The organism is Lapidilactobacillus dextrinicus DSM 20335, from assembly GCF_001436095.1.
GTDB classification, from domain to species: domain Bacteria; phylum Bacillota; class Bacilli; order Lactobacillales; family Lactobacillaceae; genus Lapidilactobacillus; species Lapidilactobacillus dextrinicus.
This window is the reverse complement of record NZ_AYYK01000016.1, coordinates 70,711-82,530: the sequence shown is the minus strand read 5'-3', so window position 1 is coordinate 82,530 and position 11,820 is coordinate 70,711. Positions and strand designations below refer to the sequence as shown.

Annotated in this window: 9 protein-coding genes; 8 read left to right on the top strand and 1 reads right to left on the bottom strand. The window is 37.4% G+C overall.

Annotated elements, in window-relative coordinates; translation table 11 throughout:
* Positions 1-64 precede the first annotated feature (64 nt).
* Both FC84_RS07095 and FC84_RS07090 read left to right on the top strand, forming a co-directional pair.
* Positions 65-1,375, top strand: coding sequence for an NCS2 family permease (locus FC84_RS07095; protein ID WP_057757229.1), 1,311 nt, complete (start codon positions 65-67; stop codon positions 1,373-1,375).
* 440 nt (positions 1,376-1,815) lie between these two features.
* A complete protein-coding gene (locus FC84_RS07090; protein WP_057757300.1) occupies positions 1,816-3,537 on the top strand; it encodes a phospho-sugar mutase in 1,722 nt (573 codons plus the stop codon).
* 319 nt (positions 3,538-3,856) lie between these two features.
* Here FC84_RS07090 and FC84_RS07085 read toward each other — a convergent pair whose 3' ends face one another.
* Positions 3,857-4,891, bottom strand: coding sequence for a LacI family DNA-binding transcriptional regulator (locus FC84_RS07085; RefSeq protein WP_057757228.1), 1,035 nt, complete (start codon positions 4,889-4,891; stop codon positions 3,857-3,859).
* Between the two features lie 198 nt (positions 4,892-5,089).
* On the opposite strand from FC84_RS07085, the gene FC84_RS07080 reads away from it, so the two are divergent.
* The 6 genes from FC84_RS07080 to uvrB all read left to right on the top strand — a co-directional run bounded on the left by FC84_RS07080 (position 5,090) and on the right by uvrB (position 11,820).
* Positions 5,090-5,800 carry a transaldolase gene (locus tag FC84_RS07080; RefSeq protein ID WP_057757226.1) on the top strand — a complete coding sequence of 237 codons (711 nt, stop codon included), beginning with the start codon at positions 5,090-5,092 and terminating at the stop codon, positions 5,798-5,800.
* A gap of 47 nt (positions 5,801-5,847) precedes the next feature.
* Positions 5,848-7,539 carry a PTS system mannose/fructose/sorbose family transporter subunit IID gene (locus FC84_RS07075; RefSeq protein WP_057757224.1) on the top strand — a complete coding sequence of 564 codons (1,692 nt, stop codon included), beginning with the start codon at positions 5,848-5,850 and terminating at the stop codon, positions 7,537-7,539.
* A gap of 26 nt (positions 7,540-7,565) precedes the next feature.
* The gene (locus FC84_RS07070) at positions 7,566-8,000 is read left to right on the top strand and encodes a PTS sugar transporter subunit IIA (protein ID WP_057757222.1); all 435 of its coding nucleotides are present in this window, start codon (positions 7,566-7,568) and stop codon (positions 7,998-8,000) included.
* Positions 7,969-8,460, top strand: coding sequence for a PTS sugar transporter subunit IIB (locus tag FC84_RS07065; protein WP_057757220.1), 492 nt, complete (start codon positions 7,969-7,971; stop codon positions 8,458-8,460). The genes FC84_RS07070 and FC84_RS07065 overlap by 32 nt, the downstream gene beginning before the upstream one ends.
* A 539-nt stretch (positions 8,461-8,999) precedes the next feature.
* The gene (locus FC84_RS07060) at positions 9,000-9,635 is read left to right on the top strand and encodes a YfbR-like 5'-deoxynucleotidase (RefSeq protein ID WP_057757218.1); all 636 of its coding nucleotides are present in this window, start codon (positions 9,000-9,002) and stop codon (positions 9,633-9,635) included.
* Between the two features lie 184 nt (positions 9,636-9,819).
* Positions 9,820-11,820, top strand: a complete 2,001-nt coding sequence (gene uvrB, locus FC84_RS07055) for an excinuclease ABC subunit UvrB (protein WP_057757216.1) — start codon at positions 9,820-9,822, stop codon at positions 11,818-11,820.

Sequence of the window (11,820 nt, the reverse complement as noted above, 5' to 3'; positions counted from 1 at the left end):
ATATGCTAGTATTTGTTGTTTTTTAAGATTAAAACACGAACATTAACGAAGAGGATTTGATTAAATGGGTGCTAAGCTAGAAAAATATTTCATGTTTGATGAATTAAAAACGAATTGGCGTCGGGAATTATTAGCCGGCTTAACAACTTTTGTAAGTATGTGCTATATTTTATTTGTTAATCCTAGTGTACTAGGTGCATCAGGTATGGATAAAGGTGCGGTTTTTACTGCAACGGCCTTAGCTAGTGCCTTAGCTTGCTTTATCATGGGGATTTTAGCTAAATATCCAATTGCTTCGGCGCCAGCATTGGGCATTAATGCGTTTTTTGCTTATACCGTTTGTATCGGCATGAAGGTTCCGTGGGAAACGGCACTAGCTGGTGTGTTTGTTGCTTCAATTATCTTCTTATTAATTACTGTTTTTAAACTTCGCGAAATGATTATCAATGCGATACCGGCTGATTTAAAATTTGCTATTTCGGCTGGTATTGGGATGTTTATTGCTTTTATTGGTTTACAAGATGGCGGTTTGATTGTCGCTAATAAATCAACAGTAGTTGGTTTAGGCAGTTTAACGACTGGCACGACTTGGTTAACGATTTTTGGTTTAATTGTGACAGCAATTTTAATGATTCGACGCGTGCCGGGTGCAATTTTTGTGGGGATGGTTTTAACTTCATTGTTGGGTGTTTTTACAGGTATGATCGATTTACCTCATGGAATTGTATCTGCGGCGCCAAGCTTAGCTCCAACATTTGGTGTGGCAATTAAGCATATTGGCTCGATTAATAGTTTACAATTATGGGTTGTGGTTTTAACCTTCTTATTAGTGACTTTCTTTGATACGGCTGGTACTTTAGTGGGATTAGCGCAGCAAGCTGGCTTTATGAAGAATAACGAAATGCCCCGTGTTGGTAAAGCCTTGATGGCTGATTCATCATCAATGTTTATCGGGTCAATCTTGGGTACATCACCAGTTGGAGCTTTCGTTGAATCATCAGCTGGGATTGCAGTTGGTGGCCGTTCAGGGATGACCGCTGTTTTCACTGGCTTATTCTTTATTTTAGGTATGTTTTTCTCGCCATTATTGGCAGTGGTAACGACACAAGTTACCGCACCAGCTTTAATTATTGTCGGCGTTTTGATGGCGCAAAACTTAACGCATATTCATTGGAATAAATTAGAAATTGCCATCCCATCGTTCTTAATTATCATTGGCATGCCGCTGACTTATTCAATTTCCGATGGTATGGCTTTAGGGATGATTACTTATCCAATTATGATGATCGCTGCTAAACGTGGTAAAGAAGTTTCTGTGGTGATGTACGCTTTGTTCTTTATCTTTATCGGCTTCTTGTGGATTTTAAATGTTTAGTTAAAGACGAATTGCTTTGAGATATTGGTTATACCAACGTTTCAAAGCTTTTTTATTGCACAAAAGTTGTTTAAAACTAAGCATTTTTAATGTGTTAAGCCTAATAGATGAGATGTGATGAAGTGGGGATAGCTGACGGTAGTGAGGGGTCCATGCCAGCGATTATCGCTAATTATGGTGAGAAAGTGGTACCGGCGAACGTTAAAAACTTCTTAAATAAAGAAATTTTGACACAATATGGGTGGCAAGAAAGTGTAGTATCGTTATGCCAGCGTTATGGTCTAACTGGCGTTTTTCTAAGTTGGCACAATTTTACAGTAATTGGTCAAGTCCAAATACTTGAAAGGCTGTCATTTCGTTTGGTGAACCCTTTACAAAAATCACTTTTCATCTTGTCTAAATCAGTTATAATGAAATTAGTCATGAAAGGTGGTTTTTTTATGAGTTGGCAAGACAACTATCAGCTATGGCAAAATGCCGAGTTGACAAGTGACTTAAAGAACGATTTGGCAGAAATGGCCAAAGATGAAGATAAATTAATTGAAGCATTCACAAAACCAATGGAGTTCGGCACAGCCGGTATGCGCGGTGTCATGGAACCTGGTATTAATGCGATGAACATTTATACCGTTCGTCAAGCAACAGAGGGTTTAGCACGATTCATGGATCAATTACCAGCTGAACAAAAGGCTGCTGGTGTAGCTATCAGCTTTGATTCACGCTATCACTCACAAGAATTTGCATTAAATGCAGCAGGCGTTCTAGGTGCACATGGTATTAAGAGCTATGTCTTTGATGGCTTGCGACCAACACCTGAATTATCATTTACAGTGCGTCATTTGCACACTTATGCTGGTATTATGATCACTGCCAGTCATAATCCTAAACAATATAACGGTTATAAGATTTATGGACCTGACGGCGGTCAAATGCCACCAGAAGAAGTGAATCAAATTGTTGCTTACATTGAAAAAGTTACCGATTTATTTAGTGTTAAGACGTTAACACAATCTGAATTACGAGCTCATAATCTGATGCAACTTGTTGGTGAAGATATTGATGAAGCTTATTTGGCTAAGTTAGCTACCGTTACGATTCGGCCTGACTTAATTAAGAAGGTTGCCAGTGAATTATCTGTTGTTTATTCACCATTACACGGTACTGGTAAGGTCTTGTATGATCGCGTATTTAGAACTGCTGGACTAACTAATGTAGTAGTTGTGCCAGAACAGGCTGTTTTAGATCCAGAATTTGCGACAACGCCATTCCCTAATCCGGAATTCCCCCAGACATTTGAATTGGCTGAACAATTAGGTGCTAAAAATGGTGCTGACTTATTAATTGCAACTGATCCTGATGCTGACCGCCTAGGCGCAGCTGTTCGTCAGCCTAATGGTGAATATCAACTTTTAACAGGTAATCAAATTGCTGCTTTAATGGTGAACTATATTTTAGCTGCTAAACAAGCAATTGGTGAATTACCAGCTGATGGCTGCATCGTCAAATCAATTGTTTCTAGTGAATTTGCAGCCAAGGTTGCCGCTAGCTATGGCGTGGAAACACGTGATGTTTTAACTGGCTTTAAATATATTGGCGAACAAATCGAACAAATGGAAACAACTGGTCAAGGTCATTTCTTATTTGGTTTTGAAGAAAGTTACGGCTATTTGGTTAAATCATTTGTTCGTGATAAAGATGCCATGCAAGCTTCTGTAATGTTGGCCGAAGTTGCTGCTTTTTATCGTGAACAAGGTAAGACCATGTATGATGGTTTGCAAGAATTATTTACTAAGTTTGGCTACTTCCAAGAAAAGACTGTTTCATTTGACTTCCTAGGCTTATCAGGTCATGAAAAGATGGCCAATGTTATGAAAGAATTCCGTGCTAATCCAGTGACAGAAGTTGCCGGTGTTGCAGTTGTTGCTACGGAAGACTATCAGAACCAAACTAAGACCTTAGCTGATGGCACAGTTGAAAAATTAGAATTGCCAACAGCTAACGTTTTGAAATATTATTTGACTGATGAAACTTGGATTGCAGTTCGTCCTTCCGGTACTGAACCAAAGATCAAACTTTATTTCGGTGTTGAAAGCGATAGTGCTGCAACAAGTACTGCTAAGATTGAAAAGTATCAGGCTGACTTAGCAACGCGTTTGAAATAGTGCAACGGTAATAACCGTGCGCTGAAGAATTTATTAACCGCACTTAAATAATTAGACGCTAAATCCAGAAATGGGTTTAGCGTCTTTTTAATGTGTTTGGTATTTCTTCATGGCGGCTAAACAATACTAGTTGCTGGAACGTAGTGGACACTGCTGGCAACTTTGCTCCAGCGCTGATGAATGTGTGCTGGAAAAATTTTCTAAATATTTATGGTATGACTTGAAGCTAGCTTATACAACATTTTTTATCAGTGGCGTAAGAAGATTACTTTACTTTAAAAATTATTTGTGTATTGATTAACCAAGATGGTGGATATTATCATACTGCTTTAATAGTACTTTCTTTTATATCTAAGTAAACTGGAACGGAAACAACGTGATAATTAATATTATTTTGTTTCTTTCCATCTTGTATTTGGTTAATTAAGATTGAGCAGGCATGTTCAGATATTAAATCAACGTTCTGAACAATGGTCGTTATACGTGGTGAGGATATCTCTGAATAAGAAGTACCATCGTATCCGATTACGCTTAGATCGTTTGGAATATTTATCCCCAATTGCGTTGCCGCTCGGATTACCATATATGCGATATTATCATTAATGGCAAATATACCAATTTTCTTTTGTTTTGCGATACGTTCAAGAAATATATTCAATTGCGGTGCAGCCTTCAGAAATTGATCAGATGTTAAGTCAAGGCTAATAATATGACTTGCTGGATCTTGATAACTATTTTTCAATAAAATTTCTTTAAACCCCCTAACGCGGTCAAGGGTGGCGGATGATTCTGTTCTAGTCATAACAAGATAGGGTGTTAAATTTAAATCTAATAAATATTGAGTAGCAATTTTTCCTCCTTCGTGATGGTCAGAAGAAACGATGGATTCGCTTTTTGAATGTGGATCACGATCAATATAGAGTATTGGTAACATACTATAATTAGATAGATTTAAAACGCTTTCTTGACTAGAAATGATAATTAATCCATCAACGCGATGTTCTTGTAAAACACGGAAGTACTCCTGTTCTCTTTCGGGACTACGTTCGGTGTTACAAATAATACTCGAATATCCCGCGCTGAATAGTCTCTGTTCACATTTTTTTACAATTGCAGCAAAAAATTCATTAGTGATATCGGGTACCATAATTCCAATAGTACTGGATTCATTTGACCTTAAACTAACGGCAAGTTTATTCTGCTCATATCCCAGTTCATTAATTACCTGTTCAACTTTAATTTTTGTGGTCTCAGAAAATCTACCGTTGTTGTTTATTATTCGCGAAACAGTTGCGACTGATACGTTGGCTGCCTTGGCAACATCTTTGATGGAGACGTTCTTTTGTAATTTCAATTTCTCACCTCGCGGGTTGACAATTTTTTAACAAGGGTGTTTAATGACAGTATAAAGTTATGTAAACGTTATCGCAAGCGCTTATACTGTATAAACAAAGTATGGTCCTATTTTTGATAGCATTAGTGCTATCAAAAAAATTCAGCATTTGCGGTAACGTTTACTCATAAAAAATATTATATTTGGAGGTTTTTAAGAATGACAGAGTTTAAGATTGCAATTTATGCTGATGGTGCATCTGTTGATGGAATGGTTGAAGCACGCGAGAAATGGCCTGTTAGTGGTTTTACAACAAATCCATCTTTAATGAAAAAGGCTGGTGTTACGGATTACGTACAATTTGCAAAAGAGGCATTGACAGCTGTTCAAGGGATGCCACTTTCATTTGAAGTATTTAGTGACGATTTTGAGAAAATGGAAAAAGAAGCTGAAAGAATATCAAGTCTTGGAAGTAATGTGTTTGTTAAAATCCCGATTACTAATACGAAAGGTGAATCATCTGTTCCGTTAATTAAAAAATTATCAAGTAGGGGTATACAAGTCAACGTTACTGCAATTTTAACACTTAATCAGGTTAAAGATGTTGTTAAAGTGTTAAGCCCTGATACTAAGAATATTATTTCCGTTTTTGCCGGTAGAATTGCTGATACAGGTGTTGATCCTATGCCACTTATGAAAGAGGCTGTTACGATCACAAGTAATTATCCTCAAGCTGATTTATTATGGGCAAGTTGTAGAGAAGTATTTAATATTTTCCAAGCACAAGAATTAGGTGTCGATATTATTACCGTTACTAATGCAGTTTTAAATAAACTCTCCATGGTAGGAAAAGATTTAAATCAATTGTCACTCGAAACAGTTCAAGGATTCTACAAAGATGTTAAAGCCTTAGGATTCTCAATTATTTAATAATAATTTATAAATCAGATTATTGGCATAATTAAGGAGGACTGAACATGTTATTATCAGCGATATTAGTTGCACTTTTAGCCATCATTTCACAGTGGTGGTTCTTTGCACCAATTACTAGATGTATGACATATCCGTTAACTACGGGGCTATTGGTAGGCATAGTAATGGGACATCCAATGCTCGGAATGCTTGCTGGCGCTAATATTCAATTAGTATATTTAGGATGGATTAATGCCGGCGGCGTAATGCCAAGTAATACTATGGTTGCCGGTATATATGGTGCAGCACTTACAATATTATCTGGTGCTAATCCAAAATTAGCAGTTACATTTGCAATCCCATTTAGTCTTTTAGGATTGTTAATGGTTCAAATCTATCAAACCGTAAATTCTTTTTGGGTTCATCGAGCTGATAAAGCGTTGGATGACGGCAATATTAAGGCAGTTCGTTGGCTCAACTATGTTCCATCATTTGTTGTTTCTTTAATTGTTTATGGCATACCAGCATTTTGCCTTGTAATGTTTGGTAAAGGTTGGGCAACGGCTCTAATTAATGCAATTCCAGAAAATTTGACCACTGCGTTAGAAGTCGTTGGTGGCTTAATGCCAGCATTAGGTATCGCCATGTTATTAAATTATTTAGGAAAACGTAGCTTAAATGCATTTTTTATTATTGGATTTTTCTTAGCTGTATATTTAAAACTCGATATTATGGCAATTGCAATCTTTTCAGCAGCAATTGCATTCTTGATTTTTGTTAGCCAAACACAGGGTCAGAAGAATGCTTCCCAGACTCAACCAACAAAAAAGGTCCGTCGTTTAACGCTTAAGAATCGAACTGGTGAAAATGAAGAGGTTAAAGTCGCATCTCAGGGCGATACAGATGATATAGCTAGCGAAACCATTAGTGCTGATAATTATAAACGTAAATTGACGCATAAAGATCTAGTTAAAACTTGGTTGTGGGAGCAATCAGATGAAGCGGCATATAATTATGAGAGAATGCAAGCGTTAGGATTAACTAATATGATGATTCATCCGATAAAGAAGCTCTATTCTGATCCGGACACACAAGCTAATGAACTAAAAAAGTATATGGTATTTTTTAATACTGAACCACATATGGTTGGACCAATCATTCATGGTGTTGCATTATCAATGGAAGAAGCTCGTGCTAATGGTCAAAATGTTTCTGCTGACGATATTAATGGTGTACGTACAGGTCTTATGGGACCTGCAGCCGGAATTGGTGATACTGTTCAACAAGGCATTTTCTTCCCAATTTTAGCTAGTGTTGGTGCATCAATGGCACTTGCTGGTAATTATCTTGGCCCAGTTCTATTCACAGTTATTTTTGAACTTGTTATTTATGCAATTGGTTACTTCTTGTTTATGTATGGTTATAAAAAAGGCAAAAGCTCAGTTATTCAGATTTTAAAGAACGGCGTAATTGATAAGGTTACGAATGCTTTTAGTATTGTGGGATTAATGGTTGTCGGTGCCATGGCCGCTACACGTGTAGCAGTACGAACACCTCTTGTTTGGGAAATTGGAAAGAGTACAATGAAGTTACAATCTATTCTTAATACATTAGCTCCTGGCCTAATTCCATTAGGCGTTACATTATTAATTTGGCGTTTAGTTGCTAAGAAAGTTAATCCAACCTGGATTATTATAGGTATATTCATTTGTGGTATTGCGTTATCATATTTAGGCGTATTAGGCGTTGCGAAATAGCTAGTGTTTTAAGAAAGGAAATAATAATGGTTAATATTTTATTATTGAGTCATGGTCCATTTTGCGAAGGGCTACTAGCTAGCTTGCAAATGATTGTTGGACCACAAAAACAAATTTATGCAATTCAGTTGCACCCGGGCCAGTCTCCTGACGATTATCGGGATAAAATTTCTGATGTATTAGCAGAGATGGTTGGCGATACAATAGTATTTTGTGATATTAAAGGTGGCACACCATATAATTCTGCTGGTTTTCTCAAGAATAAATATTCGTTCACATTGATTACAGGAATGAATCTTCCAATGCTAATAAGTGTTGCTACTGTGCGTAACGAAAAGACAACAGTTAAGGAATTAACAAATATAGCGTTGGATAAGATGAGTGCTGGAATTGAACTTATTAATCTATCTTTAGGAGGAGAACGAAAACATGCAAAACTTAGTCTTAACAAGAATCGATGATCGTCTTATCCATGGACAGGTCATGACTGCCTGGAGTAAAGTTACTAACGCTGAACAAGTAATTATTGTAGATGACGGTGTTGCCACCGATGATTTTATGATTAATGTACTTGAAAATGCAATTCCCGAGTCAATGGCAATCGGCGTGTTTACTCGAGAAGATGCAGTTACATTTCTTTCAGAACCATTAGAAGCACCAACCATTATACTTGCAAAGGTCCCAGAATCTCTTGAGTATCTTATTGATCATGGTATCGATATTAAAGAAATTGATTTAGGAGGGATGGGTGCAAAACAAGGCAGAGAGCGTATTTATCATACGATTTCTACAAGTGACTCTGAAAATGACGCGTTCAAGCGGATTCTTGACAAAGGCGTTAATGTATTTATCCAGATAATGCCACAAAATGACAAAGTTGAGATGAAGGATTTACTGAACGGAAAATCTGGTGAGAAGTAAGCTTTATGAGTAATGTGTAAGTGAATACTTGTTCATATTAATAATCTTAATAATTAGAGATGTGGTTATTCTGATGAAGTGCCTCAAAATCATTAATAAATACTTTAATGATTTTGAGGCACTTTTTTTACATAGTTAAATTATTTTATAAGTAGTGGACCTTATTAAATAATAATTATTATCACTTGATGCTTTGATTTTTGTATGGCGCAGAAATAGTCCTTAGATAGACGGTAGTAGAATCCTATCAAGTATTTAACACCAAAGATATATTGGTTTTTATGCTAAGTTTAAGTGAGCTAATTAAGATTAAATTTTTGTCCAACACAGCAGTTCTAGGTCTTGAACTTTTAGCGCGTCAAGACAAATTCATTTGATTCAAATCGAGTTTTCAGCGATCCACCAGCGTATTTCGCGTAGATATGAAGCAGCTGCTTTACCTTGCAACTCTAATTGAATAAAGTATTTTTTTGTACATCCTTCTGTCAAAGTGATACGATAGTAAAAATTTATCTTAAAGTGACAGGGGGATTTTTTGTATGGGAATGCATGAATATATCGAAGGTTTGTCGAATTTAGAGACTTTAAATCGTGCGCCAGGTTTTTTTAAATATCAAGAGCATACGGTCGCAGCACATTCGTTCAAAGTAGCCGAAATTGCCCAATTATTAGGCGATATAGAGGAAGAAAGTGGGCAGACAGTCAATTGGCAGCGCCTATACGAAAAAGCGCTCAATCACGATTATACAGAGCGATTCATTGGTGATATTAAGACACCTGTTAAATATGCGACGCACGAATTGCGCCGTCAATTAGCAGAAGTGGAATCGCGAATGACCCAGAACTTTATTGAAAATGAAATTCCAGAATTTTTACAGGAACGTTATATGCGTCGCTTATCAGAAGGTAAGGATGAAACGCTAGAAGGGCAGATTTTATCTGTTGCGGATAAGGTTGATTTATTGTATGAATCATTTGGTGAAATTCAAAAAGGTAATCCCCAATCGGTCTATTTAGATATTTTCCGTGAAAGTTTAAGTACAATTATTCAATTCAAATCATTAAAATCCGTTCAGTACTTTTTAAATGAAGTTTTGCCCGACTTATTAAACGAACAGTTTGCCGATCGAGCGCGGTTAGTGGCGATTTCTGATGAATTATTAAAGCGCCAGTGAGCGTGATTAATCTTTTGAAATTGACAAGCCTAAATATAGCGAAACTATGTTCGGTATGGTAGAATATTTAGTGTATTTTGAGTCTTAAATATTATCAATTAGTTGTGATTAGAACAAGCCCTTCTTAGCCAGTACGGCTCAAAAAGGGCTTTTGTGTTCGAGACCATATTTAGGGGGCAGCCATTTGTTCAATCGCGAAACCAATCATAAATTCGAGTTAGTTTCTAAATATCAACCTGCTGGTGATCAGGGGCAAGCTATTGATCGCATTACCAACGACTTTAAGTCAGGTAATAAGTATCAGATTCTTGAAGGTGCCACTGGTACTGGTAAGACGTTTACCATGGCCAATGTTATTGCTAACTTAAATAAGCCAACGTTAATTATTTCTCATAATAAGACCTTAGCTGGACAACTGTATGGTGAATTTAAACAATTCTTCCCTAATAATCGCGTCGAATATTTCGTCAGTTATTATGATTACTATCAACCAGAAGCTTACGTGCCTTCAAGTGACACTTATATTGAAAAGGATTCATCAATTAATGACGAGATTGATAAGTTGCGGCACTCAGCAACTAGTTCATTGTTGGAGCGTAATGATGTGATTGTCATTGCGTCTGTTTCTTGTATCTTTGGCTTAGGTGATCCTCGCGAATATCAAGATAGTGTCTTGTCATTGCGTGAGGGGATGACGCTAGAGCGTAATGATTTATTGAGAGCGTTAGTTAGCATTCAATTTGACCGCAATGATATTGATTTTCAACGTGGTCGTTTTCGTGTGCGCGGCGATGTGGTCGAAATCTTCCCAGCTTCGCGAGATGATCATGCTTTGCGTGTCGAATTTTTTGGTGATGAAATTGACCGTATTGTCGAAGTTGACGCTTTAACTGGTGAAGTGATTGGTGAGCGTGAACAAGTTTCAATTTTCCCGGCGACTCACTTTATGACTAATGATGAGCAGATGGATGCGGCGATTAAACGGATTCAGGTTGAATTAGATGGCCGGTTAAAAGAACTTAAAGCAGACAATAAGTTGTTAGAAGCGCAACGATTAGAACAACGGACAACTTATGATATTGAAATGATGCAAGAAATGGGTTATACCTCAGGCATTGAGAATTACTCTCGACAAATGGAAGGTCGTGCTGAAGGTGAACCACCATTTACGCTGTTAGACTTCTTCCCTAAAGACTTCAATATTATGATTGACGAATCACACGTGACGATGCCCCAAATTCGGGGTATGTATAATGGCGACCGTGCGCGTAAACAGATGTTGGTTGATTACGGATTCCGGTTACCAAGCGCTTTGGACAACCGTCCTTTGAAATTAGAAGAATTTGAGCAACATGTGAATCAAATTCTCTATGTTTCTGCAACGCCAGGTCCTTATGAATTGGCCCAAACTGATGAAAAGATTGAACAGATTATTCGACCAACTGGCTTATTAGATCCTAAAGTTGAAGTGCGCCCAATTATGGGACAAATTGACGATTTAGTTGGTGAGATTAATCAACGTGTTGAACAAAATGAACGTGTTTTTGTGACAACCTTAACCAAGAAGATGGCTGAAGATTTAACCGATTATCTAAAGGATTTAGGAATTAAGGTTAAGTATCTTCACAGCGATATTAAAACTTTGGAACGAACGGAAATACTGCGAGATCTGCGAATGGGTAAGTTTGATGTCTTAATTGGGATTAACTTACTGCGTGAAGGAATTGACGTTCCTGAAGTTTCCTTAGTTGCGATTCTTGATGCCGATAAGGAAGGTTTCTTACGTTCCGAACGACCATTGATCCAGACGATTGGACGTGCAGCGCGTAATTCACATGGGAAAGTTATCATGTACGCGGATAAAATCACGGATTCTATGCGGGTGGCAATTGATGAAACTCAGCGACGCCGCGATATTCAAGAGAAATTTAATGAAGAACATCATGTTACGCCAACCACGATTATTAAACCAATTCGTGCGGCAATTCAAGCAACTAAAGCGGTGACAGAATCTGATAAAGTTGCTGATGAATCGGTTGACTTTGATGAAATGAGCAAAGATGAGAAGAAAGCACTCATTAAGAGCTTAACTCAACAAATGCAAGAAGCTGCTAAGAAACTTGATTTCGAAACAGCCGCTAACTTGCGCGATGCTTTACTGGAATTAAAGGCTGAGGTGGGATAA

Excerpts from the sequence above, each read along its gene's own strand:
- FC84_RS07080 (WP_057757226.1), top strand. The coding sequence starts at position 5,090 with ATGACAGAGTTTAAGATTGCAATTTATGCTGATGGTGCATCTGTTGAT.
- FC84_RS07090 (WP_057757300.1), top strand. The coding sequence starts at position 1,816 with ATGAGTTGGCAAGACAACTATCAGCTATGGCAAAATGCCGAGTTGACA.
- FC84_RS07095 (WP_057757229.1), top strand. The coding sequence starts at position 65 with ATGGGTGCTAAGCTAGAAAAATATTTCATGTTTGATGAATTAAAAACG.
- FC84_RS07075 (WP_057757224.1), top strand. The coding sequence starts at position 5,848 with ATGTTATTATCAGCGATATTAGTTGCACTTTTAGCCATCATTTCACAG.
- FC84_RS07070 (WP_057757222.1), top strand. The coding sequence starts at position 7,566 with ATGGTTAATATTTTATTATTGAGTCATGGTCCATTTTGCGAAGGGCTA.
- FC84_RS07065 (WP_057757220.1), top strand. The coding sequence starts at position 7,969 with ATGCAAAACTTAGTCTTAACAAGAATCGATGATCGTCTTATCCATGGA.
- FC84_RS07060 (WP_057757218.1), top strand. The coding sequence starts at position 9,000 with ATGGGAATGCATGAATATATCGAAGGTTTGTCGAATTTAGAGACTTTA.